Here is a 25,350-nt window from a genome sequence, read left to right as displayed (position 1 = left end):
AGCGGGCGCGCATGAACGTGCTGGTGTTTCCCTGCGGCTCGGAGATCGGCCTGGAGATCCACGCCGCCCTGCGCCACGCCAAGGAGGTGTGCCTGTACGGCGCATCGTCGGCGGAGGACCACGGCGAGTTCGTCTACGCGCGCTACCGCCAGATCGGCGCGCATGCGCGCGCGCCCGGGTTCATCGACCAGCTCAACGCGGTGATCGACGAATGGGGCATCGACATCGTGCTGCCGGCGCACGACGACGTCATTCCCGTGCTAGCGGCCGCCGGCGAGCGGCTGCATGCCAAGGCGGCGGTGCCGGATCCGGGCATCGCCGCGATCTGCCGCGATAAGCGGCTGACGCATGCGCGGCTGCGGCCGCTCGGCATCGTGCCGGCCGATGCCGACGGCGACGGCTGCACGTATCCGATCTTCGCCAAGCCGGCGATCGGCCAGGGCAGCCAGGGCGCGCAGCGGGTCGACGACGCCGGGCACCACCGCCGGCTGCGCGAAAGCGGGGTCGACTACGTTTTCAGCGAATACCTGCCGGGCACGGAATACACCGTCGATTGCCTGTCCGATGCCGCTGGCCAGCTGCTGCACGTCGCCGCGCGCCGCCGCGCCAGGATCAAGTCCGGCATCAGCGTGCGCACCGAGGCGGCCGCGGCCGATCCGCGCGTGGCGGCCATCGCCCGCGCCATCGCCGGCGAACTGCGGCTGCGCGGCGCCTGGTTCTTCCAGCTCAGGCAGGACCGGCACGGCGAACCCAAGCTGCTGGAGGTCGCGCCGCGGATCGCCGGGTCCATGGCGCTGGCGAGGATGCGCGGGGTCAACCACAGCCTGCTCGGGCTGCTGGCGCACATGGGCCGGCCGTTCCGGGTACTGGACCAGCAATGGCCGCTGGTCCTGGACCGCGCGCTGGGCAACCGCTACCGCAGCGAGCTGCGCTACTGCCGGGTATACCTGGACCTGGACGACACGCTGATCGCCGGCGACCGGGTCAACCCGTGGCTGATCGCCCTGCTCCACCAGTGGCACGCGCAGCGGATCGACGTGGTCATGCTCACCCGCCACGCGGCCGACCCGCTGGCCACGCTGGCACGCCACCACATCGGCGCCGGCCTGTTCGCCGAGATCGTGCACCTGCGCGACGGTTCGCCCAAGAGTGCGGCCATCGAAGCGGGCGTGGCGGCGATCTTCATCGACGATTCGTTCCGCGAGCGCGCCGACGTGCACCGGGTCCACGGCCTGCCGGTGTTCGACCTAGACGCCATCGAGCAACTGCTGGACCTGCGCGGGTGACGGCCGCCGCCGGCCGCCCGGCGGCATGGGTTTTGCATCATCATCGGGGTGGTGCCGAGCCGGCGCCGTCGCCTGCCGCCGAGCCGTCCGGATGAAAGCCAAGCCCATTCCCGTCACCAGCCCGCTGCTGCCTCCGCTGGAGGAGTTCATTCCGTACCTGCAGCGGATCTGGGACAGCCGCATCCTGACCAACGGCGGCAGCATGCATCAGGCGCTGGAAAAGGCGCTGTGCGACTACCTGGGCGTGGAGCACGTCGCCTTGTTCGCCAACGGCACGCTGGCGCTGGTGACCTCGCTGCAGGCGCTGCGCGTCACCGGCGAGGTCATCACCACGCCGTATTCGTTCGTGGCCACCGCGCATTCGCTGCTGTGGAACGGGATCAAGCCGGTGTTCGTCGACATCGACCCGGTCACCCTCAACCTGGACCCGGCCAGGATCGAGGCGGCGATCACCCCCAGGACCACCGCGATCATGCCGGTGCACTGCTACGGCACCCCGTGCGACGTGGCCGAGATCCAGCGCATCGCCGACACCTACAACCTGCGGGTGATCTACGACGCCGCGCACGCGTTCTCGGTGCGCGACGCCGGCGGCAGCGTGCTGCGCCACGGCGACCTGTCGGTGCTCAGCTTCCACGCCACCAAGGTCTTCAACACCTTCGAGGGCGGCGCGATCATCTGTCCGGACGCGCGGACCCGCCAGCGCATCAACCACCTGAAGAACTTCGGCTTCGTCGACGAGGTCACCGTGGTCGCCCCCGGCATCAACGGCAAGATGAACGAGGTCTGCGCCGCGTTCGGCCTGCTCCAGCTCCAGCACATCGACCAGGCGCTGGCGCGCCGCGCGCAGATCGACGCGCTGTACCGGCAACGGCTGGCGGGCGTGCCTGGGCTGCACTGCCTGCGCGCCAGCGACCACATCAGCCCGAACAACGCCTACTTCCCGATCATGGTCCAGGACGAGTATCCGCTGTCGCGCGACGAGCTGTTCCAGCGCATGCGCGACCACGACATCCTGGTGCGGCGCTACTTCTTCCCGCTGATCAGCGAGTTCCCGATGTACCGCGGGTTGCCGTCGGCGCTGCCGTCCAACCTGCCGGTCGCGCATGCCGCCGCGCGCCGGGTGCTGTGCCTGCCGATCTACCCCGACCTGAGCGACGACGACGTGGAGCGGATCTGCGAGGTGCTGCTGGCCCCGGCGCGGCGCCGCGCGGCATGACCCAGCGGCAGGCGTCCGCGGCGATGCCGGCATCGCGCGACGCGCCAGGATGGCGGCGCGGGATCGGCAGCGCCCGGCTGGGCCGCGTGGTGCTGGCGCTGTGGTGGTGCCTGGACCGGCTGCTGCCCAAGCGCGACGACCACTGGGCGTTCTTCGCCCACCCGCTGAAACCGACGCAGTTCGTGGAGAACGCGCGCGCGGTGTTCGAGCAGGTCGGCGCCGACCCCGGCATCCGCAAGCTGGTGTTCGTGCGCGGCGCGGCGCCGCCGTTGCGCCTGGATGCGGCCTTCAACACGCGCGTGCTCGAACTGGGCAGCATCGCCGGCCTGCTCGCGCTGGCGCGCTGCGGCGTGCTGTTGCTGACCAATTCGGTGGCCATGGACCTGTCGCTGCGCTGGCGCGACGGCAGCTACGACGCGCCGCGCGCGAGCCTGCGCCGCCGCGTGGTGGTCAACCTGTGGCACGGCATCCCGCTCAAGCGGCTGTTCGCGCTGGCCAACCCCGAGCAGCGCCGGCACGGCGACCGCAACGCGGCGCGGCGTCGCGAACGCCGCCACTACGCCGGGCTGGTGGCCTCGTCGGACGTGGACAGCTACGCGATGGCGGCGATCTTCCATCCGCTGCCGCCCGACCGGGTGTGGGTGACCGGCCTGCCGCGCAACGACTTCCTGCGCATGCCCGAGGACGCGCTGCCGGCCGCACTGCGCGAGCAGACCGCGCGGCTGCGGCAGCTGCGGCGCGGGCGGCCGCTGGTGCTGTACGCGCCGACCTACCGCGACACCCGCGTGGCCGCCACGCCAGGCCATGTCTTCAGCGACGGCGAAGTGGCGCGACTGCGCGAACTGCTGCAGGGCGCCGGCGCGGTGCTCGGTGTGCGCGGGCACTATCTGCGCAATGCCGCGCCGCCGTTCGACCCGCAGCGCCATCTGGACGACGACGTGCTGCTGGACCTGGAACACGAGCGTTTCCCGGAGATCGCGCCGCTGCTGCGCGAGGCGGCGGTGGTGCTGACCGACTACTCGTCGGTATACATCGACGCGATGTACCTGGACCTGCCGGTGCTGAGCTTCGCCTGGGACCTGGAGCATTACCGCACGCGCCAGAACGGCCTGCTGTACGACATGGCGCTGGCCTTCCCCGGGCCGGTGGCGACCGATTTCGACGCGCTGCTGGAGGCGCTGGACGCGACGCTGAAGCAGCGCGGACAGGCGCCGGACGCGCGCTACCGCGCCGCGCAGCGGATGTTCTTCAACCATCGCGACGCGCACAACTCGCAGCGGCTGGTACAGCGGCTGCGCGCGGCGATCGCGCAACGAGCCCAACGATGAGCCACGCCCCCTCCTCCTCCCCCGAAGCGCCGCTGGTCAGCGTGGTGATGCCGGCCTACAAGGCGCGCTTCCTGCCGCAGGCGCTGCACAGCGTGCGCGCGCAGACCCACCGCCCGCTGGAGCTGGTGGTCTGCGACGATTCGCGCGACAGCCAGATCCAGGCGATGGTCGAGGCCTTCGCCGCCGAGGTCGACTTCCCGGTGCTGTACCGGCGCAACCCGACCCGGCTGTGGGAGGTGCGCAGCACCACCCGCGGCGTGGCGCTGGCCTCGGGCGACTACATCAAGTTCCTGCACGACGACGACGTGCTGCATCCGGACTGCATCGCCGCGCTGCTGGCGGCGCTGCGCGCGGCGCCCAACGCCGCGCTGGCGGCGGCACGGCGGCGCCTGGTCGATGCGGACGGCGCGCCGTTGCCGGACGAACTGAGCACCAGCTTCCCGTTCGCGCACGACGTGCTGATCGACGGCCGCGAGCTGACCGCGTTCCTCGCCGAGCACACGGTCAACTTCATCGGCGAACCCAGCGCGGTGCTGTGCCGGCGCGCGCCGCTGCTGGCGCTCGGCGACGGGCTGGCCACGCTCAACGGCGTGCGCATCACCTGGGTCGCCGACCTGGCGCTGTACGTGAAGCTGCTGCGCGACGGGCCGCTGGCGATGCTGGCGCGGCCGCTGCTGGATTTCCGCATCTCGCGCGAGCAGTTCAGCCAGCTCGGCCGCGACCGGCCCGGCATCGGCACGCCCGGGCACGAAGCGCTGCGCCGCGCGATCCGCGACTTGGGCTGGAGCCGCGACGACGGCACTGCCGGCGAGGTGGCGGTGGCGCCGCTGGACGGCAGCGCCGGCTTCGCCCGGGTCGACCTGCTGCAGGCGCTGCGCGCCGCGCTGACGCGCGACCTGGCGCAGCGCCAGCTGCGCGACTGGCAGGCGCGACGCACGCTGCTGCCGGCGCAGCAGGCCCTGCTCGACGCGCACCTGCGCCAGGCCGGCCCCGGCCCGCGCCTGGGCGTGCTGGTGTCGGCGCCGCGCGACGGCGACGCCGCCGCGCTGCAGCGTACGCTCGCCAGCCTGGCGCTGCCCGGCGCGCTGTACGCCAACCTGTCGGTCTGGCTGCTCGGCGCGGCGGTGCCGCCGGGCGCGGCGATCGGCAGCGGCGAGCTGGGCAGCGTCGCGTTCGACCCGGCCTATCCGGCCGACGCGCTGAACGCGGCGATCGGCGCGTGGGACGTGGACTGGCTGGTGCGCGTCGACGCCGGTACCGAATTCGCCGCCAGCGGCCTGCTGCGGCTGCTGCTCGAACTGCAGCAGGCGCAGCCGCCGCTGCGCGCGCTCTACGCCGACGAGTGGCAGCGCGGCGGCGACGGCGGCCTGGGCGCGGTGTTCCGCCCGGACGTCAACCTGGACCTGCTGCTGAGCAACCCGGCGGCGATGGCGCGGCACTGGGTGTTCCGCCGCGACGCGGTGCGCGCGGCCGGCGGCTTTTCCACCGACCATCCCGGCGCGCTGGAACTGGCCCTGATCCTGCAACTGATCCAGCACGGCGGCCTCGCTGGCCTGGGCCACCTGCCCGAGCCGCTGCTGACCTGCGATGCCACGCTGCGCGACGACCCGCAGGCGCAGATGCGCGCGATCCAGCAGCACCTGCAGCAGCGCGGCTACCATGACGCGCTGGTGGCGGCGATCCAACCCGGCCTGTACCGCATCGACTATGCGCACGGGCAGCGCCCCAGCGTGTCGATCGTGCTGGTGGTGCACGACGACCTGGCGCGGTTGCAGCGCTGCGTGGTCGGCCTGCTGGAAAAGACCGCCCACCCCCACTACGAGGTGCTGCTGGTCGACAACGCCAGCGCCGGCGCCGATACCCGGCAGTGGCTGCACGCGGTCGCCGGGCTCGCCGGCGGGCGGATCCGGGTGATCCGCGCCGAGCAGCCGCTGGGCCATGCCCAGGCCTGCAATCTCGGTGCCGCGCAGGCCGAAGGCGACTACCTGCTGTTCCTGCGCGCCGACACCGCGATCGTGCAGGCGCAGTGGCTGGACGCGCTGCTCAACCACGGCCAGCGCCCGGAAGTGGGCGTGGTCGGCGCGCGCACCGTGTCCGGCGACGGCGCCATCACCCATGCCGGGCTGCTGCCGGGCCTGCTCGAAGGCGGCGGCCATGCGTTCGTCGGCGAGGCGATGACCGCGCCGGGCTACATGGGCCGGCTGCAGGTGGACCAGAACTACAGCGCGGTGTCCGACGCCTGCCTGTTGCTGCGCCGCGCCTTGTTCGCCGAACTGGGCGGCTTCGACGCCGAGACGTTCCCGCAGCAGGGTGCGGACATCGACCTGTGCCTGCGCGCGGGCGCGCTTGGCTACCTGACCGTGTGGACCCCGCACGCGCTGCTGCTGCGCGGCGAAGCCGCCGAGCGCGCGCCCGACGCGGTGCACGAACGCCTGTTCGAGCGCTGGCTGCCGCAGCTGGCGCACGATCCGGCCTACAACCCGAACCTGCGCCTGGACCGTGCCGGCGGCTTCAGGCTGGACGAATCGGAGTTCTCGTGGCGGCCGCTGCCCGGGCGCCCGTTGCCGGTGGTGCTGGCGCATCCGGACGACGCGTTCGGCAGCGGCCACTACCGGGTGATCCAGCCGTTCCTGGCGCTGCGCGATGCCGGCCTGATCGACGGCGCGTACCACGCCAGGCTGCTGGACACGGTGGAACTGCAACGCTTCGCCCCGGACGCGGTGGTGCTGCGGCGGGTCGGCGACGACGCGCTGCGGCTGATGCAGCGCATGCACCGGCATTCGCGCGCGTTCAACGTCTTCGAGCTGGACGATTTCCTGCCCAAGTTGCCGCCCAAGAGCGTGCACCGCGAACACATGCCCAAGGACATCGCGCGCTCGGTGCGCAAGGCGCTGTCGTACATGGACCGGTTCGTGGTCTCGACCGCGGCGCTGGCCGAGGCCTATGCCGGCTACCACGCCGACATCCGCGTGGTCGAGAACCGGCTCAGCCCGCAGTGGTGGGGCGTGCTGCCGCCGTCGCGGCGCAACGCCGGCGCCAAGCCGCGGGTCGGCTGGGCCGGCGGCTCCAGCCACACCGGCGATCTGGAACTGCTGGCCGACGTGGTGCGCGACCTGGCCGACGAAGTCACCTGGGTGTTCTTCGGCCTGTGCCCGGACAAGCTGCGTCCCTACGTGCACGAGGTCCATGCCGGCGTCGAGCTGGCCCGCTACCCGCGCGCGCTCGCCGCGCTGGACCTGGACCTGGCGCTGGCGCCGCTGGAGCAGAACCTGTTCAACGAGTGCAAGAGCAACCTGCGCCTGCTCGAGTACGGCGCCTGCGGCTACCCGGTGGTCGCCAGCGACCTGCGCTGCTATGCGGGCGCGCTGCCGGTGACCCGGGTCAAGAACCGCTACCGCGACTGGATCCAGGCGATCCGCATGCACTTGGCCGATGCGCCGGGCCGGGCCGCCGCCGGTGATGCGCTGCGCGAGGCGGTCCGCCGCGACTGGATGCTGCAGGGCGCACACCTGCAGGCCTGGCGCGCGGCCTGGCTGCCGGACTGAGCACAGCGGCCGTCGGGCCGGCACCGACATTGCATCATGATCCTGACCGGGACCCGCGCGTCGGCGCGGCGCGTCAATCGGCCGGCACCCGCGGACCGACCGCTGCGGCCGGGCGGCGTCGGGAAGCCGACGCCGGCGCCGCCGGCCATCGCACGGCGCGCGCGCCCTTCTCCCCCCGGGAGAAGGTGCCCCGAAGGGGCGGATGAGGGTACGCGCGAGCCTCGTGCCGTTCGACGCAGCGACGCATTCGCCCGTCCGTCCGGGCAGCCGATCGGCACCCGCCAGATTTCGGCACACGGCTTGCATCCATCCCGGGTAGCCGCCCTGGCATGGACATCCCCGTATGAGCGACTCCATCAGTTCCATCCTCTCGCAGATCCGCAGCTACCAGAGCCAGGTCGGCCAGGCCGCGCCCGCGCAGGTGGCCGATGCCGGGCGCAGCAATGCGATCGAGGGCCTGACCGGGACCCAGGGCACGCAGGGACTGAGCTTCAGCGAGACCCTGCGCAGCGCGCTCAGCGGGGTCAACGAAACCCAGCAGAAGGCCGGCAATCTGGCCAAGGCTTTCGAAATGGGCGACCCCAACGCCGGCCTGGCCAAGGTGATGATGGCCGCGCAACAGTCCCAGGTGGCGTTCCGCGCCACCGTGGAAGTCCGCAACCGACTCGTCCAGGCGTACCAGGACGTGATGAACATGCCGCTGTAAGGTAGACGACGATGGCCCTTGCGCTCAGCAAAGAAACCCTCAACGGCGAAAAGGCAGGTGCCTGGTTCGATCGCCTGCAGAGCCTGCAGATCACCCGTCGCCTCGGCCTGATGGCGATGATCGCGGTGGCCGTGGCCGCCGGCCTGTTCGTGTTCTTCTGGTCGCAGAAGCCCGCGTTCACCCCGCTGTACACCGGCCTGGACGAAAAGGGCACGGCCGAGGCCACCGACCTGCTGCGCACCGCGCAGATCCCGTTCAAGCTCGACCCGACCACCGGCGCGATCACCGTGCCGGAGGACAAGCTCTACGACGCGCGGCTGAAGCTGGCCGGCGCCGGCCTGACCGACACCGGCAACATGGGCTTCGAGGTGATGGAGAAGGACCCGGGCTTCGGCGTCAGCCAGTTCGTCGAGAACGCGCGCTACCAGCACGCGCTGGAGACCGAACTGGCGCGCACCATCGCCAGCCTGCGCCCGGTGCGCGAGGCGCGGGTGCACCTGGCCATTCCCAAGCCCAGCGCCTTCACCCGCCAGCGCGAAGTGGCCAGCGCCTCGGTGGTCTTGGAACTGCGCGGCGGCACCACCCTGGAGCGCAACCAGGTTGATGCGATCGTCAACATGGTCGCCTCCAGCATCCCCGACCTGACCCCGGAGCGGGTCACCGTGGTCGACCAGAGCGGGCGCATGCTGACCATCGCCGATCCGAACAGCGACGCGGCGCTGAACGCGGCCCAGTTCGAGCAGGTGCGGCGCCAGGAAGCCTCCTACAACCAGCGCATCCGCGAACTGCTGGAGCCGATGACCGGCCCCGGCCGGGTCAATCCGGAAGTCAGCGTGGACATGGATTTCTCGGTCACCGAGGAAGCGCGCGAGCTGTACAACGGCGAGCCGCCGAAGCTGCGCAGCGAGCAGGTCAGCGACAGCAGCACCGCCGCGGCCGGCCCGCAGGGCGTGCCCGGCGCGACCAGCAACACCCCGCCCGGCGCCGCCGCGCCAGGACAGCCCGGCGCCGCCGGCACCCCGGGCGCGACCCCGGCCAACACCCAGCAGGCCGCCGCCGCGACCCCGACCGAAAGCTCCAAGAGCGCCACCCGCAACTACGAGTTGGACCGCACCCTGCAGCACACCCGGCAGCCGCCGGGCAGGATCAAGCGCGTGTCGGTGGCGGTGCTGGTCGACCACGTGCCGCGGCCGGGCGCCAAGGGCAAGACCGTCGAGCAGGCGCTCAGTGCCGCCGAGCTGACCCGCATCGAAGGCCTGGTCAAGCAGGCGGTCGGCTTCAGCGCCGAGCGCGGCGACACCGTGTCGGTGATGAACGCCCCGTTCGTGCGCGAAGCGCCGGAAGCGGCGGACAAGCCGGGTTGGTGGGAAGATCCGCGGGTGATGAACGGGTTGCGCCTGCTGCTCGGCGCGGCGGTGGTGCTGGCCCTGCTGTTCGGCGTGCTGCGCCCGGCGCTGCGCCAGATCGCCGGCCCGGCGCCGGCCAAGAGCAAGGACAAGGCCGAACCGCACAGCGCCGACGTCTCGATGCTGGACGACGAAGACCCGCTGCTGCCGTCGCTGGCCGAGGACACCGCCCGCATCGCCGGCGGCGCGCGTCCGGCGATCGCCCTGCCCGACGCCTACGAGGAGCGTCTGCGCCTGGCGCGCGAAGCGGTCAAAGTGGATTCCAAGCGTGTCGCACAAGTCGTGAAGGGATGGGTCGCCAATGAAGCCTGATGCAAGCGCGATGAACGGTACCCAGCGCGCCGCGGTGCTGCTGCTGTCGCTCGGCGAAGCCGACGCGGCCGAGGTGCTCAAGCACATGGACCCCAAGGAGGTGCAGAAGATCGGCATCGCCATGGCGACCATGAGCGGCATCTCGCGCGACCAGGTCGAGCAGGTCATGGACGAGTTCAATTCCGAACTCGGCAGCAAGACCTCGCTGGGCGTGGGTGCCGACGACTACATCCGCAACGTGCTGGTGCAGGCGCTGGGCGCCGACAAGGCCGGCGGGCTGATCGACCGCATCCTGCTCGGCCGCAACACCACCGGCCTGGACACGCTGAAGTGGATGGACCCGCGCGCGGTCGCCGACCTGGTGCGCAACGAGCATCCGCAGATCATCGCCATCGTCATGGCGCACCTGGACAGCGACCAGGCCGCCGAGGCGCTGAAGCTGCTGCCCGAGCGCACCCGCGCCGACGTGCTGATGCGCATCGCCACGCTCGACGGCATCCCGCCGAACGCGCTGAGCGAGCTCAACGAGATCATGGAGCGGCAGTTCTCCGGCAACCAGAACCTGAAGTCGTCCAACGTCGGCGGGGTCAAGGTCGCCGCCAACATCCTCAACTTCATGGACAGCGGCCAGGACCAGGGCGTGCTGGCGGCGATCGGCAAGATCGACGCCGAGCTCAGCACCCGCATCCAGGACCTGATGTTCGTGTTCGACAACCTGGTCGAGCTGGAAGACCGCGCGCTGCAGACCCTGTTGCGCGAAGTCAGCGGCGACCGCCTCGGCCTGGCCCTGCGCGGCGCCGACATCAAGGTGCGCGAGAAGATCACCAAGAACATGTCCCAGCGCGCGGCCGAGATCCTGCTCGAGGACATGGAAGCGCGCGGCCCGGTGCGCCTGGCCGACGTGGAAGGCGCGCAGAAGGAGATCCTGGCGATCGTGCGGCGGTTGGCCGATGAAGGCGTGATCAGCCTCGGCGGCGCCGGTGCGGAGGCGATGGTATGAGCGGCAACGTGGTGCGCTGGCTGGCGCCGGAACTTAACGTGGCGCCGCCGTCGGAGCCGCAGTTCGAAGAGCCGTCGCTGCCCGAGGAACCGGTGCTGCGCCCGCCGAGCCTGGAGGACATCCAGGCGATCGAGGCCGCCGCGCAGCACGAGGGCTTCGAGCGCGGCCACGCCGAGGGCCTGGCCCAGGGCCAGGCCGAGATCCGCCGCCTGACCGCGCAGATCGAAGGCATCCTGGACAACTTCTCGCGCCCGCTGGCGCGGCTGGAGAACGAAGTGGTCGGCGCGCTCGGCGAGCTGGCCGTGCGCATCGCCGGCAGCCTGGTCGGGCGCGCCTACGAGGCCGATCCGGCGCTGCTGGCCGACTTGGTCGGCGAAGCGCTGGACGCGGTCGGCGGCGCGCGCCGCGAGGTCGAGGTGCGCCTGCACCCGGACGACATCGCCGCGCTGACCCCGCTGCTGGCGCTGATGGCCGACGGCACCCGGCTGGTGCCGGACCTGACCCTGAGCCGCGGCGACCTGCGCGTGCACGCCGAAGCGGTACGTATCGACGGCACCCTGGAAGCGCGCCTGCGCGCGGCGCTGGAAACGGTGATGCGCAAGTCCGGAGCGGGTCTGTGAGCGCGCTGTCCGGCACCCACCCGGCCGACTGGCTGGACGCGCGCAACCTGCGCCTGGCCTCGCGCCTGGGCCAGCTCGACCTCGACGCCGCCGCCGGCCGCGGCCTGATCCGCGAGGGCATCCTGCGCCGCGCGGTCGGGCTGACCCTCGAAGCGGTCGGCTGCGAGGCGCCGATGGGCGCCACCTGCAAGGTCGAGGTCGACGGCGGCTGGGTCGATGCCGAAGTGGTCGGCTTCTCCGGCGAGCGCACCTCGCTGATGCCCAGCGCCGAAACCCATGGCCTGCTGCCCAACGCGCGGGTGGTGCCGGTGCGCCGCCGCGGCGGCGTGGAAGTGGGCGAAGGCCTGCTCGGCCGGGTCATCGACTCGGACGGCGTGCCGTTGGACGGCAAGGGCCCGATCCGTGCCGAAGGCTCGGTGGGCATGGCCGGCGTGTCGATCAACCCGCTGGCGCGCGAGCCGATCACCACCCCGCTGGACGTCGGCGTGCGTGCGATCAATGCGCTGCTGCCGATCGGCCGCGGCCAGCGCGTGGGCCTGTTCGCCGGCTCCGGCGTCGGCAAGTCCACCCTGCTCGGGATGATGACCCGCTACACCGCCGCCGACGTGATCGTGGTCGGGCTGATCGGCGAACGCGGCCGCGAAGTGCGCGATTTCGTCGAGACCACGCTGGGCGAGGAAGGCCTGCGCCGCGCGGTGGTCGTCGCCGCCCCGGCCGACCGCCCGCCGTTGGCGCGCCTGCATGGCGCCTACCGCGCCACCGCGATCGCCGAATGGTTCCGCGACCAGGGCCTGAACGTGCTGCTGCTGATGGATTCGCTGACCCGCTTCGCCCAGGCGCAGCGCGAGATCGGCCTGTCGGTCGGCGAACCGCCGACCACCCGCGGCTACCCGCCGTCGGTGTTCGCCAAGCTGCCGGCGCTGGTCGAGCGCGCCGGCAACGGCGCCAAGGGCCGCGGCTCGATCACTGCCTTCTACACCGTGCTGACCGAAGGCGACGATCCGCAGGATCCGATCGCCGACGCCGCGCGCGCCATCCTCGACGGCCACATCCTGCTCTCGCGCCGCGTCGCCGACAGCGGCCTGTATCCGGCCATCGACGTCGAATCCTCGGTCAGCCGCGTGGTCCAGGACATCGCCGACGAACCGTGGCGGCTGCGCATCCGCGCGCTGAAGCGGTTGGTCTCGGCGTACTCGTCCAATCGCGACCTGATCACCATCGGCGCCTACCAGCGCGGCAACGATGCGGCCGTGGACGAGGCGCTGGAGCGCTGGCCGGAGATCATGGAATTCCTCGGACAGGATGTCGCCAAGGCCGCAGATCTGCCCCACAGCCAGGCCGCGTTGAAGCGCCTGGTCGAACGTGAGAACTAAGCCATGATGCAATCACAGCGTATCGATCCCCTGCTCCGCCGCGCCCAGCAGCACGAGGACGAGGTCGCCCGCGACCTGGCCGAGCGCCAGCGCGCGCTGGAGACGCACGAATCGCGGCTGGAAGAACTGCGCCGCTACGCCGAGGAATACGCCAACAGCCAGATGGCCGCGACCAGCCTGGCGCAGCTGGCCAACCGCCGCGCGTTCCTGGACCGCCTGGAGAGCGCGGTACAGCAGCAGTGCCAGACCGTGGACCGCAACCGCGAGAAGGTGGAGATGGAACGCAGCCGGCTGCTGCTGGCCAGCCGCGACAAGCAGGTGCTGGAACAACTGGCGGCCAGCTACCGCGCCCAGGAACGCAAGGTCGACGACCGCCGCAGCCAGCGCGAGATGGACGACCTCGGCGCGCGCCGGGTGCGCCTGGCGGTGGCCGCGGCCGACAGCGACACCGAACACGGAGACAACCGATGAACAGCGCACTTTCCGCACTGGGCGGCAGCGGCCGCGCCAGCATCCCCGGCGGCGGCGCCGACGCGCAGGGTCCGGACCGCAGCGGCGGCCAGGACTTCGCCGCGCTGCTCGGCAACGACAACGCGAACGCAGCGCCGAAGCCGGCGTCGCGCCCCAGCGCCAAGTCGCAGCAGGCCTCTGCCGACAAGGACGCCGCATCCAAGCGGCCCGAGGCGGCGGACGACGCCGCCAGCGAGCCGGCGCGCAGCGCGCAGGCCGGCGCGCAGGCCGCGGGCGACAGCGAGAAGAGCAGCAGCGAGGAGACCAAGGCGCCGGCCAAGAGCGCCAAGGCCGACGCCAAGCAGGGCGAGGACAGCGAAGAAGACGCCGGCTGGCCGCCGGCCGGCCTGGCCGGCATCGGCCTGGGCCTGTTGCCCGTGCTCGGCGCGGCGCTGCCCGCAGTCAGTGCCGGCCCGCTGGGCGCGGCCGCCGGGCTGGCGATCGGCGTGGCCGGCGCCGCGGCCAAGGGCGTGGCCGCGCTGCTCGGCGGCGACGCCCTGGCCGCCGGCACCGACCCCGCAGCCGCCGCTGCGGGCGCGACGACCGCGGCCACGCCGGGCGCGACCGGGGCCAGCGCCGCGGTCGCCGCCGGCAGCTTCGGCGGCATGCTGGCGCAGGTCGCCGGTGCCGCCGCACAGGCGGCGGGCGGCGGCGATGACGCGGCACCGGTGGCCGCGCTGGCGGCGCTGGCCAGCGCGGTCGCGGACAAGGCCACCGACAACGGCGGCGCTGCCGCCGGCACCGGCACCGATCCGATCAACCTCGTGGGACCGGCGGGGATCCACGCCCCGTCGCGCACCGCGGACGCGGCCGCGCCATTCACCGGCTCGCCGACCCCGACCCCGCAGCTGCACGGCGACAACTTCGACGACGCGATGGGCGCGCGCATGAGCTGGCTGGCGGACCAGAAGATCGGCCACGCCCACATCAAGCTCAGTCCTGCCGAGCTCGGCCCGGTCGAGGTGCGCCTGCACCTGAACGGCGACCAGGTCAACGCCAGCTTCAGCAGCGCCCAGGCCGATGTGCGCCAGGCGCTGGAGAACAGCCTGCCGCGGCTGCGCGAGATGCTCGGCCAGCACGGTTTCCAGCTCGGCCAGGCCGACGTCGGCCAGCAGCAACAGCACGCCGCGCAGAACGCTCCGCAGGGCACCGCGCCGAGCGGCGGCGAAGCCGGCGGCGACGAGCTGCTGGGCAGCGTCGGGATTCCGTCGGCGGTCCTGCGCCAGCGCGGCCTGCTCGACGCCTACGCGTAATCCGGCCGCGCCGCCGCGGTGGCCGCGGCGCGAACCGCTCCCTGCCCGGAGCGGCTTCGGCCGCGACGGGCACCGACAAATCCCGTCGGGACTGCGGTTCCTGCTGAAAACCGGCCGCAGCAACGGGCCGTCGCAGCCCCCGTCAAATATCCGGCAAGCCACTGCTGCCGTTTCGGCACACCGATTGCATCCCTAGGGGCAGAGTCCCCCTTCAAGGAGCCAATCCGTGGCAGCTGCAGCCGACAAATCGAAGAAACCCGCCGACGCCAAGGATGCCCCCGAGGGCGGCAAGTCGAAGAAGAAGCTGCTGATCATCCTCGCCGCCGCGGTGCTGGTGCTCGGCGGCGGCGGCGCCGGCGCGTGGTTCTTCCTGAAGAAGCCCGACGACGCCCACGCCAAGGCCGCGGCCAAGACCGCCGAACTGCCCAAGCCGGCGCAGTACTTCGCGATGGACCCGGCGTTCGTGGTCAACCTCAACGGCAGCGCCGAAGACGGCCCGCACTACCTGCAGATGGAAGTGCAGCTGATGACCCGCGACCCGGAAGAACTGAAGCTGATCACCGAGAACGCCCCGGCGATCCGCGCGCACCTGCTGATGCTGTTCTCGCAGGTGCAGGCGCAGGACATCGCCGACCTCGCCGGGCGCAAGAAGCTGCAGGCCGCGGCGCTGGCCGACGCGCAGAAGCTGATGACCGCCGAGACCGGCAAGAAGTGCGTCGAAGAACTGCTGTTCACCAGCTTCGTGACCCAGTAAGGCGCCGCCGCGATGACCGACCTGCTTTCCCAAGACGAGATCGATGCGCTGCTGCATGGCGTCGATGCCGGCGCGGTGGACACCGGGCCGGCACCGCCGGCGCCGGGCGAAGCGCGCCAGTACGACTTCTCCAGCCAGGACCGGATCATCCGCGGGCGCATGCCGACCCTGGAGATGGTCAACGAGCGTTTCGCGCGGCTGTGGCGGATCGGCCTGTTCAACCTGATCCGGCGCTCGGCCGACCTGTCGGTGCGCGGCATCGACCTGATCAAGTTCAACGACTACATGCACTCGCTGTACGTGCCCAGCAACCTCAACCTGATCAAGTTCAAGCCGCTGCGCGGCACCGGCCTGATCGTGTTCGAGCCGACCCTGGTGTTCACCGTGGTCGACAACTTCTTCGGCGGCGACGGCCGCTACCCCACCCGCATCGAAGGCCGCGAATTCACCCCGACCGAGATGCGGGTGATCCAGCTGATGCTCAAGCAGACCTTCGCCGACCTGCACGAGGCCTGGGCGCCGGTGATGGAAGTGGAGTTCGAGTACCTCAATTCCGAGGTCAACCCGCACTTCGCCAACATCGTCACCCCGCGCGAGTACGTGGTGGTCAGCCGCTTCCATGTGGAACTGGAAGGCGGCGGCGGCGAGATCCACATCACCCTGCCGTATTCGATGCTCGAGCCGATCCGCGAACTGCTCGACGCCGGCATCCAGAGCGACCGCGTGGACCGCGACGAGAGCTGGAACGTGATGCTGCGCGAGCAGCTCAATACCGCCGAGGTCACCATCTCCAGCGTGCTGGCGCAAAAGCAGATGACCCTGCGCGAGCTGACCCGGCTGAAGATCGGCGACGTGCTGCCGATCGACCTGCCCAAGCAGGTGCCGTTGTGCGTGGAGAACATCCCGCTGTTCACCGGCGAATTCGGCATCTCGCGCGGCCAGAACGCCGTGAAGATCACTTCGAACCAACCCCCGGGCGCGCTGCGCCGCCGCCCCGCCTTCCAGGAAGACGCGTCATGAGCCAGAACGACATCCCCGAGCCGATCCCGACCCAGTTCGACAGCCTGCAGCCGGAGTCCCATGGGGGCATCGGCAACGACCTGAACCTTGACATGATCCTGGACGTGCCGGTGACGCTGTCGCTGGAAGTCGGCCGCAACCGCATCCCGATCCGCAACCTGCTGCAGCTCAACCAGGGCTCGGTGGTGGAACTGGAGCGCGGCGCCGGCGAACCGCTGGACGTGTACGTCAACGGCACCCTGATCGCGCATGGCGAGGTGGTGACGATCAACGACCGCTTCGGCGTGCGCCTGACCGACGTGGTCAGCCCCACCGAACGCATCCGGAGACTGCGGTGAGCCTATTGCTCGCAGCCGCCACCCAGGCGGCCAAGTCCGCCTCGGGCGTCGGCAGCGCCGCGCCGTCGCCGCCCAGCCTGTTCGGTGCGGTGCTGGCCCTGCTGCTGGTGCTCGGCCTGATCCTGGGCATGGCCTGGGTGCTCAAGCGCCTGCCCGGCAGCGGCTTCCGCCCGGCCGAAGGGCTGCGCGTGGTGGCCAGCCTGGCGGTCGGCGCCAAGGAGCGCGTGGTGGTGGTCGACGTCAACGGCGAGCAGTTGCTGCTCGGGGTGTCGGCCGGCGGGGTACGCACCTTGCATCGCTTGCCCGAGCCGCTGCCGCAGGCACCGGCGCCGTCGCTGCCGAACCTCAAGCAGCTCAAGAACCTCCCCGATTTCGCCCAGCTGCTGGCGCAGAAGCTGCGCAAGGACAAATGACCATGTTGCTTCGTTGGAACCGTTACGCGCGCGGCCTGCGCCTGCTGTTGATCCTGCTGACGCTGAGCCTGCTGCCGGCGCTGGGCTGGGCCCAGGCCGCGCCCGCCGCGGCGCCGGCCACGCCGGCACCGGCCGCGCAGAACGCCGCGCCGACCCTGCCGTCGCTGCCGCAGGTCAACGTCGGCAAGGTCGGCGCGCAACCGGTGAGCCTGCCGCTGCAGACGCTGCTGCTGATGACCGCGATCACCCTGCTGCCGTCGATGCTGCTGGTGCTGACCGCGTTCACCCGCATCACCATCGTGCTCGGCCTGCTGCGCCAGGCGATGGGCACCGGGCAGACCCCGTCCAACCAGGTGCTGATGGGCCTGGCGCTGTTCCTGACCGCGCTGGTGATGATGCCGGTGTGGGAAAAGGCCTGGGGCCAGGGCATGAGCCCCTACCTCAACGGCCAGATCGATTTCCAGACCGCATGGACCCTGACCACCCAGCCGTTGCGCGCGTTCATGCTGGCGCAGGTGCGCGAGGCCGACCTGATGACCTTCGCCGGCATGGCCGGCAACGGCACCTACAGCGGTCCCGACGCGATCCCGTTCCCGGTGCTGGTGGCCTCGTTCGTGACCTCGGAACTGAAGACCGCCTTCGAGATCGGCTTCCTGATCTTCATCCCGTTCGTGATCATCGACCTGGTGGTGGCCAGCGTGCTGATGTCGATGGGCATGATGATGATGTCGCCGATGCTGGTCTCGGCGCCGTTCAAGATCCTGCTGTTCGTGCTGGTCGACGGCTGGGTGCTGACCGTCGGCACCCTCGCCGCCAGCTTCAACGGAGTCTGAGCCGATGAGTCCCGAACTGGCGTTGACCGAACTGCGCGGCGGCCTGATCACCGTGCTGTGGGTGGCCGGCCCGCTGCTGCTGTCGATGCTGGTGGTGGGCGTGGTGATCGGCGTGTTCCAGGCCGCCACCCAGCTCAACGAGCCGACCATCGCCTTCGTCGCCAAGGTGGTCGCCCTGACCGCGATGCTGTTCGCCACCGGCAGCATGCTGCTGGCGCACCTGGTCGAGTACACCACCATGCTGTTCCAGCGCATTCCGCATCTGATCGGGGGCTAGGCGTGGCTGGCGAGAACGGGACCGGGGACCGGGGACCAGGGACCCGGAAAAGCAGGGGCAGCCTCGGAGCTTTCCCGCTACGCGCTCTTCGGGTGCCCGGTCCCCGGTCCCCGGTCCCCGCCCTGGTCCCCGCCTGATGGATTCGGCAACCCAGATGGTCATCGATGGTCAGCAGGCCTTCGCGATGGTCGGCGCGATCCTGTGGACCATGCTGCGCATCGGCGCGATGCTGATGGTGATGCCGCTGGTCGGCACCCGCGCGGTGCCGGCGCGGATCCGGGTGATGCTGGCGGCGACGCTGGCGATGGCGCTGGCGCCGCTGCTGCCACCGGTACCGGACTGGGACGGATTCGATGCCGCGGTGGTGCTGAGCGTGGCGCGCGAGCTGGCGGTCGGGGCGAGCATGGGCTTCATGCTGCGGCTGATCTTCGAGGCCGGCGCGCTGGCCGGGGAACTGGTGTCGCAGAGCACCGGCCTGGGCTTCGCGCAGATGGCCGATCCGTTGCGCGGCGTCACCTCCGGGGTGATCGGGCAATGGTTCTACCTGGCCTTCGGCCTGCTGTTCTTCACCGCCAACGGCCACCTGGCCGTGGTGCAGCTGCTGGTGGACAGCTACAAGGCGCTGCCGATCGGCAATGCGCTGCCGGACGCGCAGGCGATGGCCTCGGTGGCGCCGGATTTCTTCATGAGCATGATGCGCGGCGCGGTGACCCTGGCGCTGCCGGTGATGGTGGCGATGCTGGCGGTGAACCTGGCCTTCGGCGCGCTGGCCAAGGCCGCACCGGCGCTGAACCCGATCCAGCTCGGCCTGCCGGTGGCGGTGGTGCTCGGCCTGGCGCTGCTGGCGGTGCTGGTCGGGGAAATGGGACCGCCGGTGCAGCGCCTGTTCGATGCCGCCTTCGACGCCGCCCGACAAGTGACCGCCTAGGCGCACTCGCGCAAGCGGGTCCGCGCGCCATTCAAGCCTCGCCCCGCTGCGCCGATACCCTTGTTCCAGGGGTGTTGCAGGTGCAGCGCCCACCGTCGCGCAGCGCCTTCCGGGGACGCCAGTCATCGCCGTGCCGATCAGCCACCCGCCGTCGTCGCCCTCCCCGCCGCGCGCTCGCGCATGGCGGTTCGCCGCCGTGCTCGCGCTGTGCGCCTGGGCCGGCGCCGCGCTGGCGCAGGAGTACAGCTTCCGCGACTACGCGCAATCCGACGGCCTGCAGGGCCTGAGCGTCAACTGCCTGTACGCCGATCGGCAGGGCGTGGTCTGGGCCTGCACCGAACTGGGCCTGCACCGCTACGAGCGCGAACGCTTCGAGCAGGTCGGCGCCGATGCCGGCCTCGGCAGTCCGCTGGTCTATGCGATCGCCGAAGACCGCCGCCAGCGCATGTGGGTCGGCGCCTCCAATGCGCTGTACGTCGGCGATGGGCGGCGCTTTGCCGCGGTCCCCGGCGCCGACGGCCGGCGCCTGCCGATCGACCAGGGCAGCTCCCTGGCCGCATTCGGCGACGGACTCGTCGCGCTCAGCGACAAGCGGCCGCTGCGGATCGCCGCCGGCGCCGACGGCCGCTGGCTGGTCGCGCCGCTGCGCAGCGCCGACGGCACCGCCCTGGCCGAGATCTCCAGCGTCGCCGCGATCGGCGACGCGTTGTGGATGGGCTGCGGCCGGCAACTGTGCCGGCTGGATGCGCAGGGCCGGCTGCGCCGGCTCGGCCGCGCCGAGGGCGTTCCCGAGGACCGCTGGCTGGCGCTGCTGCGCGGCCGCGACGGTACGCTGTGGGCGCGCGGCGTCCACCATGTGCTGGCGTGGCCGGCCGGCACGGCGGGCTTCGCCGAACGCGCGCCGCCGCCAGGCAGCGAGCTGTCCACGGTCGCGGTCGGCATCAATCTGGTGGAGGACGCCCACGGCCGGGTGCTGACCCGCAGCGATACCGGCCTGCTGCGCTGGGAAGACGGACGCTGGCGCGCCTTCGACCGCACCCAGGGCCTGGGCGCGCTGGCGGCCAATATCTGCGCCCTGCTCAGCGATCGCCAGGGCCGCCTGTGGATGGGCACCCGCGGCCGCGGCGTGCAGCGCTGGCTCGGCTACGGCGTGATCCAGCACTGGGAGGAACCGCAGGGGCTGGCCACCGGGCCGACCTGGGCGGTCATGCGCAGCCGCGGCGACGGCCGCCTGTACGTCGGCAGCGAAATGGGCGCCAACGTGCTCGACGCCGGCAGCGGCCGCATGCGCCCGCTGACCGACCGCGACGGGCAACCGCTGCGCCAGACCGTGCAGCTGGTCGACGCCGCCGACGGCACCCTGTGGCTGGGCCAGTCGTCCGGCCGGGTGCTGCGCCTGGACCGCGGCAGCGGCCGCATGCACGAGATCGCCAGGGCGCCGGCGTCGCTGAAATGGATGTTCTTCGACGACGCCGGCACGCTGTGGCTGCTGACCACCCGTGGCGCGTTCCTGCTGGCGCCGGGCGAACGCCAGGCACGGCCGGCGCCCGACCTGCCGCGCGACCATTTCAGCAGCGGCGGCTACGACGCGCGCGGCCGCCTGTGGCTGGTCGGCGACCACGGCCTGTACCTGCACCAGGCGCAGCGCTGGCAACCGGTCCGCCTGCGCGGCGCGGTGCCGGACGCGGAACTGGACAAGTTCACCATCAACGCCAGCGACGAGGCCTGGCTGTCGTTCGGCGACGTCGGCGTCTGGCACGGGCGCTTCGACCCGCGCAGCGCTACCCTGTTCGTGCGCAAGGTCGACGATCCGCTGCTGGCGCGGATCGTGCCCTACGTGCTGCGGCAGGACCGGCAGCAACGGCTGTGGGTCGGCAGCAGCCAGGGCCTGGACCTGTGGTCGGACGGACGCTGGATCCGCGTGACCCAGGCCGAGGGCCTGCTGTGGGACGACACCTCCGAATCGGCGTTCTTCGAGGATGCCGACGGCTCGGTCTGGATCGGCAACAGCAAGGGCCTCAGCCAGGTGCTGGACCCGGCGCGGCTGTTCGCCGCGCGGCCGCTGCACCTGCAGTTGCTGCACGCCACCCGCGGCGGCCGCGCGGTCACCGCCGGCGCGCAGCTGCCGTGGTCGCAGCAGCCGATCGAGATCGCCTTCGCGGTGCCCGGCGCGGTCGGCGGCAACGACACCCTGCGCTTCCGCTACCGCCTCGAGGGCCTGCAGGAGCAATGGGCCGACACCGAACAGGCACATCTGACCTATACCCTGCTGTCGCCGGGCCGCTACGCGCTGGAGGTGCAGGCGCTGGACGAGCGCCAGCGCGCGCGCAGCGAGGTGGCGCGCCTGGAGTTCGTGATCCTGCCGCCATGGTGGCGCAGCCCGCTGGCGTGGATGGCGTACGCGCTGGCCGCCGCGCTGCTGGTGACCGCGGTGTGGCGCTGGCGGGTGAAACAACTGCTGGCGCGCGAGCGCACCCTGGCGCGGCTGGTCGCCGAGCGCACCCGCGAACTGGAACACGACAAGCGCGAACTGGAGGTCGCCCGCGCCGCGCTGGCGCTGAAGGCGGTCCGCGACGACCTGACCGGCCTGCTCAACCGCGTCGGCATCCTCGATGCCCTGGCCGCGCAGATGCAGCACAGCCGCAGCGACGGCAGCGCGCTGGCGGTGGCGATGATCGACCTGGACCATTTCAAGCACGTCAACGACCTGCACGGCCACCTGGTCGGCGATGCGGTGCTGGCGCGGGTCGGCCGGCGCATGAACGCGAACCTGCGCGGCGCCGACCTGATCGGCCGCTACGGCGGCGAAGAACTGCTGGCGGTGCTGCCGGGCCTGGCGCCGCCGGCACGGACCCGGCTGCATGCCCTGCACCAGGTGGTCGGCGCCACGCCGTTCCTGACCGATGCCGGCATGCTCGAGGTCACCGCCTCGATCGGCGTGGCCTGGTACCGCCCGGGCGAGACCGTGCAGCAATTGCTCAGCCGCGCCGACGACGCGCTGTATCGGGCCAAGCATGGCGGCCGCAACCGGGTCGAGCTGCACCTGGACCCGGCGCAGGGAGAAGCGCTGCCGTCTTGAACGGCGGCGGCTCAAGCGCGAGCGCATCGCAGCCGATACAGACAGCGTCGGCAGCGCAATCGCGGAGCGTCCGCGCAACCGCGCGCCGCCCGCCGCCCGCTCCTCTCCATTCCTCGCCACGTGCCTGCCGCCATGTCCGACTCCTCGCCAGTTCCCGCTCATGACCGTCGCGGCATTCGCGGCGGCTGAGCTGCCGGGCCTGCGCGCGCGTCGGCGCCACTGGCCGACGCGCTGCGTGCTGCTGCGGTGGCTGGGCCTGGGGCTGCTGCTGGTTCTGGCGCTGGGCGATGGCGCCCGCGCCCAGTCGATTCCGTTGCGCCGCTATGCCCACGACCAGGGCCTGCTCGGCCTGGCCGGCACCTGCCTGCTGCAGACCCGCGACGGCGGCCTGTGGGTGTGCACCGAGAGCGGCCTGTACCGCTTCAACGGCCACCAGTTCCAGCAGATCCCGCTGCAGGGACAGCGCGGCCATTTCATCAGCGCCGCGGCCGAGGATGCCGGGCAGCGGCTGTGGGTGGCCTCCTTCGACGCCGTCTTCGTCGGCAGCGGCACGCAGCTGCGCCGGCTCGCGCCGGAGGAGACCGGCCCGCTGCGCAAGAACGCGCTGCGCCTGGCCGGCACGCAATGGGGCATGGCGCTGCTCAACGGCACGCAGGTGCTGCGCGCGGTCGCCGTCGGCGGCGGCCGCTGGCGGTTGCGGCCGCTGTTCGACCCGGCGACCCTGGCGCGCTTGCCGCAGCTGGGGCAGATCGGCGCGATCCAGGGCGAGGCCGGGTACCTGTGGCTCGGCTGCGCCAAGGAGCTGTGCCGGGTCGACGCCGACGGCGCGGTGACGGTGTACGGCCAGGCCCAGGGGCTGCCGCCGGAGCGCTGGCGCAGCGTGCTGCGCGACCGCGACGGCGCGCTGTGGGTGCGCGGCGATCGCCACGTGATGCGGCTGCCGGCCGGCGCCGCGCGCTTCCTTGCGCAGAACCCGCCCGACGTCGGCCTGGACAAGGTCATGGTCCAGGCGCAGCTCCTGCTCGACCCGCAAGGGCGCGTGCTGATGCGCACCAACCAGGGCCTGGCGCGCTGGGAACGCGACCGCTGGCGGCGCTTCGACCGCGGCAACGGCCTGCCCGACGGCGGCATCGTCGCGCTCGCGTTCGACCACGCCGGCGACCTGTGGATGACCGTGGACGGCGAAGGCGTGGTGCGCTGGAACGGCTACGGCTGGATCGAGAACTGGGACGCCGCGCAGGGCATGAGCACCGCGCCGACCTGGACCATCCACCGCGACGGTGCTGGCGCGCTGCTGATCGGCAACGAAGGCGGCATCAACCGCCAGCGCCGCGACGGCGAGCGTTTCCAGCCCTGGCTGGCCGACGCCGGGCTGCAGATCGTGGCCATGCGCAGCGCCGCCGACGGCTCGCTGTGGAGCATCGGCTCGCTGGGCGAACTGCACCACCACGACCGCGACGGCCGCCTGCTGCGCGCCTATCCGCGGCTCGGCAGCGCGATCAAGCGGCTGTACCTGGATGCCGCAGGCCGGGTCTGGATCCTGGCGATCGACGGCCTGTACCTGCTGGCGCGGCCGCAGTCGGACGCGCTGCCGCAGCGGGTGCAGGCGCTGCCGGCCAGCGAGTTCTCGGACATCCAGCAGCGCCGCGACGGCAGCCTGTGGCTGTCCGGCGCGGCCGGCGTGTTCCGGCTGCGCGGCAGCACCTGGACCCCGATCCGGCTGCTGCTGAACGGTGCGCCGGCGCACCCCTGGGTCAGCAAGCTGCTGATCCAGGAGGACGGCCAGGTGTGGGCGGCGCTCTACCATCCGGGCCTCTGGCAGGGCCGGCTCGACGGCGACACCCTGCACCTGCAGGCGGCGGCCGAGCCGCAGCTGCGCGAACTGCAGGTCTACCTGATCCGGGCGACCCGCGACGGCCGCGTGTGGATCGGCCACAGCCAGGGCGTGGACGTCCACGACGGACCCCGCTGGTCGCGCCTGACCCAGTCGCAGGGGCTGCTGTGGGACGACATCTCCGAGGCGGCGTTCTTCGAGGACGACGACGGCTCGGTGTGGATCGGCAACAGCAAGGGCGTCAGCCATGTGCTGTCGCCGCAGCGCCTGTTCCAGGCGCACGTGCCGAAGGTGGCGCTGACCGAATTCACCCGCGGCGGCCATCCGATCGCCGCCGGCGCGCGACTGCCCTGGAGCGAGGAGCCGCTGCACATCGAAGTGGCCTCGCCGAACCTCTACGACGACCGCAACCGGGTCTCGTTCCGCTATCGCTTCCAGGGCGCGCACACGCGCTGGATCCACACCCCCAACTTCGAGATCGAGCACCCGCCGCTGGCGCCGGGCGACTACGTGTTCGAGATCCAGATGCTCGATGCCTACCGGCGCAGCGCCTCGGCGCCGACCCGGGTGGCGTTCTCGGTGGCGCCGGTGTGGTGGCGCAGCCAGGCCATGCTGGCGCTGTACGCGCTGCTCGGCGGCGGGCTGGCGATCGCCGCGCTGCACTGGCGCGAGCGCCGCCTGCGCCAGCGCCAGCGCGAACTGGCCGACCTGGTCGCACTGCGCACCCAGGAGCTGGAACACGACAAGCGCGAGCTGGAGATCGCCCGCGCCGCGCTGGCGGTGAAGGCCTCGCACGACTCCCTGACCGGCCTGCTCAACCGCGCCGGCATCCTCGATGCGCTGGCCGCGCAGATGCAACGCAGCCAGGCCGAGGGCCAGCCGCTGGCGGTGGCGATGATCGACCTGGACCACTTCAAGCGCATCAACGACGCGCACGGCCACCTGGTCGGCGACGCGGTGCTGATCAAGGTCGCGCGGCGCCTGAACGCCAACCTGCGCGGCTCGGACCTGATCGGCCGCTACGGCGGCGAGGAACTGCTGGGCGTGCTGCCGGGCCTGCCGATCCCGTCGCAGGAGCGGCTGCAGCACCTGCGCGGCGCGATCGGCGGCCGGCCCTTGCAGATCGGCACGCAGCACCTGGCCGTCACCGCCTCGATCGGCGTGGCCTGGTACCGCCCGGGCGAAAGCCTGCAGCAACTGCTGACCCGCGCCGACGAGGCCCTGTACCGGGCCAAGCACCTGGGCCGCAACCGGGTCGAACTGCAGCAGTAACGCTTGCGCTTGTCCTGCCGGCCGGCCGCGCAGGCCGGCATCCG

General features: G+C 71.9%; 20 protein-coding genes. All 20 read left to right on the top strand.

Translation table 11 applies throughout. From position 1 onward, the window contains the following. Positions 1-11: 11 nt before the first annotated feature. The 20 genes from J2Y70_RS08360 (at position 12) to J2Y70_RS08265 (ending at position 25,306) form a co-directional block, all read left to right on the top strand. Positions 12-1,286, top strand: a complete 1,275-nt coding sequence (locus J2Y70_RS08360) for an ATP-grasp domain-containing protein (protein WP_309915762.1) — start codon at positions 12-14, stop codon at positions 1,284-1,286. Positions 1,287-1,377: 91 nt separating this feature from the next. Next, the gene (locus J2Y70_RS08355) at positions 1,378-2,505 is read left to right on the top strand and encodes a DegT/DnrJ/EryC1/StrS family aminotransferase (protein WP_309915759.1); all 1,128 of its coding nucleotides are present in this window, start codon (positions 1,378-1,380) and stop codon (positions 2,503-2,505) included. Then, a complete protein-coding gene (locus tag J2Y70_RS08350) occupies positions 2,502-3,833 on the top strand; it encodes a CDP-glycerol glycerophosphotransferase family protein (RefSeq protein WP_309915756.1) in 1,332 nt (443 codons plus the stop codon). Before J2Y70_RS08355 ends, J2Y70_RS08350 begins: the two co-directional genes overlap by 4 nt. Further along, entirely contained in the window at positions 3,830-7,378 is a 3,549-nt protein-coding gene (locus J2Y70_RS08345) for a glycosyltransferase (protein ID WP_309915753.1), read from the top strand. Before J2Y70_RS08350 ends, J2Y70_RS08345 begins: the two co-directional genes overlap by 4 nt. A 343-nt stretch (positions 7,379-7,721) precedes the next feature. After that, entirely contained in the window at positions 7,722-8,084 is a 363-nt protein-coding gene (gene fliE / locus J2Y70_RS08340; RefSeq protein ID WP_309915749.1) for a flagellar hook-basal body complex protein FliE, read from the top strand. An 11-nt stretch (positions 8,085-8,095) separates the two neighbouring features. Then, positions 8,096-9,802 (top strand): flagellar basal-body MS-ring/collar protein FliF, encoded by a 1,707-nt coding sequence (gene fliF / locus J2Y70_RS08335; RefSeq protein ID WP_263398253.1) that lies wholly within the window; start codon positions 8,096-8,098, stop codon positions 9,800-9,802. A gap of 10 nt (positions 9,803-9,812) precedes the next feature. Further along, on the top strand, positions 9,813-10,802 hold the full coding sequence (gene fliG / locus J2Y70_RS08330; protein WP_263398454.1) for a flagellar motor switch protein FliG: 990 nt from the start codon (positions 9,813-9,815) through the stop codon (positions 10,800-10,802). After that, positions 10,799-11,422 carry a FliH/SctL family protein gene (locus J2Y70_RS08325; protein WP_263398252.1) on the top strand — a complete coding sequence of 208 codons (624 nt, stop codon included), beginning with the start codon at positions 10,799-10,801 and terminating at the stop codon, positions 11,420-11,422. The genes fliG and J2Y70_RS08325 overlap by 4 nt, the downstream gene beginning before the upstream one ends. After that, complete coding sequence (locus tag J2Y70_RS08320; protein ID WP_263398251.1) at positions 11,419-12,795, top strand: FliI/YscN family ATPase; 1,377 nt, start codon at positions 11,419-11,421, stop codon at positions 12,793-12,795. The genes J2Y70_RS08325 and J2Y70_RS08320 overlap by 4 nt, the downstream gene beginning before the upstream one ends. A gap of 3 nt (positions 12,796-12,798) precedes the next feature. Continuing rightward, on the top strand, positions 12,799-13,266 hold the full coding sequence (gene fliJ / locus J2Y70_RS08315) for a flagellar export protein FliJ (RefSeq protein WP_263109388.1): 468 nt from the start codon (positions 12,799-12,801) through the stop codon (positions 13,264-13,266). After that, positions 13,263-14,558, top strand: a complete 1,296-nt coding sequence (locus tag J2Y70_RS08310) for a flagellar hook-length control protein FliK (RefSeq protein WP_309915741.1) — start codon at positions 13,263-13,265, stop codon at positions 14,556-14,558. Before fliJ ends, J2Y70_RS08310 begins: the two co-directional genes overlap by 4 nt. A 226-nt stretch (positions 14,559-14,784) precedes the next feature. Further along, positions 14,785-15,312 (top strand): flagellar basal body-associated FliL family protein, encoded by a 528-nt coding sequence (locus J2Y70_RS08305; protein ID WP_263398249.1) that lies wholly within the window; start codon positions 14,785-14,787, stop codon positions 15,310-15,312. 12 nt (positions 15,313-15,324) lie between these two features. After that, the gene (gene fliM / locus J2Y70_RS08300; protein ID WP_263398248.1) at positions 15,325-16,332 is read left to right on the top strand and encodes a flagellar motor switch protein FliM; all 1,008 of its coding nucleotides are present in this window, start codon (positions 15,325-15,327) and stop codon (positions 16,330-16,332) included. Continuing rightward, positions 16,329-16,670, top strand: a complete 342-nt coding sequence (fliN, locus tag J2Y70_RS08295; RefSeq protein WP_263398247.1) for a flagellar motor switch protein FliN — start codon at positions 16,329-16,331, stop codon at positions 16,668-16,670. Before fliM ends, fliN begins: the two co-directional genes overlap by 4 nt. Continuing rightward, a complete protein-coding gene (fliO, locus tag J2Y70_RS08290) occupies positions 16,667-17,083 on the top strand; it encodes a flagellar biosynthetic protein FliO (protein WP_263398246.1) in 417 nt (138 codons plus the stop codon). Before fliN ends, fliO begins: the two co-directional genes overlap by 4 nt. A gap of 2 nt (positions 17,084-17,085) precedes the next feature. Continuing rightward, positions 17,086-17,916, top strand: a complete 831-nt coding sequence (gene fliP / locus J2Y70_RS08285) for a flagellar type III secretion system pore protein FliP (protein WP_263398245.1) — start codon at positions 17,086-17,088, stop codon at positions 17,914-17,916. Positions 17,917-17,920: 4 nt separating this feature from the next. Then, positions 17,921-18,193: a flagellar biosynthetic protein FliQ gene (locus J2Y70_RS08280; RefSeq protein ID WP_263398244.1), complete on the top strand. Its 273-nt coding sequence runs from the start codon at positions 17,921-17,923 to the stop codon at positions 18,191-18,193. Positions 18,194-18,329: 136 nt separating this feature from the next. Next, positions 18,330-19,121, top strand: a complete 792-nt coding sequence (gene fliR / locus J2Y70_RS08275; RefSeq protein ID WP_263398243.1) for a flagellar biosynthetic protein FliR — start codon at positions 18,330-18,332, stop codon at positions 19,119-19,121. Positions 19,122-19,317: 196 nt separating this feature from the next. Beyond that, positions 19,318-22,200: a diguanylate cyclase gene (locus tag J2Y70_RS08270; protein ID WP_309915733.1), complete on the top strand. Its 2,883-nt coding sequence runs from the start codon at positions 19,318-19,320 to the stop codon at positions 22,198-22,200. A 160-nt stretch (positions 22,201-22,360) separates the two neighbouring features. Beyond that, the gene (locus tag J2Y70_RS08265) at positions 22,361-25,306 is read left to right on the top strand and encodes a diguanylate cyclase (protein ID WP_309915730.1); all 2,946 of its coding nucleotides are present in this window, start codon (positions 22,361-22,363) and stop codon (positions 25,304-25,306) included. Positions 25,307-25,350 lie beyond the last annotated feature (44 nt).

Source organism: Xanthomonas sp. 1678 (assembly GCF_031455575.1).
Classification (GTDB): Bacteria; Pseudomonadota; Gammaproteobacteria; order Xanthomonadales; family Xanthomonadaceae; genus Xanthomonas_A.
This window is presented reverse-complemented; position numbering and strand designations above follow the sequence as displayed.

Bases quoted from the DNA above. Each gene is read 5' to 3' on its own strand.
- J2Y70_RS08360 (WP_309915762.1), top strand. From the start codon at position 12: ATGAACGTGCTGGTGTTTCCCTGCGGCTCGGAGATCGGCCTGGAGATC.
- J2Y70_RS08355 (WP_309915759.1), top strand. From the start codon at position 1,378: ATGAAAGCCAAGCCCATTCCCGTCACCAGCCCGCTGCTGCCTCCGCTG.
- J2Y70_RS08350 (WP_309915756.1), top strand. From the start codon at position 2,502: ATGACCCAGCGGCAGGCGTCCGCGGCGATGCCGGCATCGCGCGACGCG.
- J2Y70_RS08345 (WP_309915753.1), top strand. From the start codon at position 3,830: ATGAGCCACGCCCCCTCCTCCTCCCCCGAAGCGCCGCTGGTCAGCGTG.
- fliE (WP_309915749.1), top strand. From the start codon at position 7,722: ATGAGCGACTCCATCAGTTCCATCCTCTCGCAGATCCGCAGCTACCAG.
- fliF (WP_263398253.1), top strand. From the start codon at position 8,096: ATGGCCCTTGCGCTCAGCAAAGAAACCCTCAACGGCGAAAAGGCAGGT.
- fliG (WP_263398454.1), top strand. From the start codon at position 9,813: ATGAACGGTACCCAGCGCGCCGCGGTGCTGCTGCTGTCGCTCGGCGAA.
- J2Y70_RS08325 (WP_263398252.1), top strand. From the start codon at position 10,799: ATGAGCGGCAACGTGGTGCGCTGGCTGGCGCCGGAACTTAACGTGGCG.
- fliJ (WP_263109388.1), top strand. From the start codon at position 12,799: ATGATGCAATCACAGCGTATCGATCCCCTGCTCCGCCGCGCCCAGCAG.
- J2Y70_RS08310 (WP_309915741.1), top strand. From the start codon at position 13,263: ATGAACAGCGCACTTTCCGCACTGGGCGGCAGCGGCCGCGCCAGCATC.
- fliM (WP_263398248.1), top strand. From the start codon at position 15,325: ATGACCGACCTGCTTTCCCAAGACGAGATCGATGCGCTGCTGCATGGC.
- fliN (WP_263398247.1), top strand. From the start codon at position 16,329: ATGAGCCAGAACGACATCCCCGAGCCGATCCCGACCCAGTTCGACAGC.
- fliP (WP_263398245.1), top strand. From the start codon at position 17,086: ATGTTGCTTCGTTGGAACCGTTACGCGCGCGGCCTGCGCCTGCTGTTG.
- J2Y70_RS08280 (WP_263398244.1), top strand. From the start codon at position 17,921: ATGAGTCCCGAACTGGCGTTGACCGAACTGCGCGGCGGCCTGATCACC.
- fliR (WP_263398243.1), top strand. From the start codon at position 18,330: ATGGATTCGGCAACCCAGATGGTCATCGATGGTCAGCAGGCCTTCGCG.
- J2Y70_RS08265 (WP_309915730.1), top strand. From the start codon at position 22,361: ATGACCGTCGCGGCATTCGCGGCGGCTGAGCTGCCGGGCCTGCGCGCG.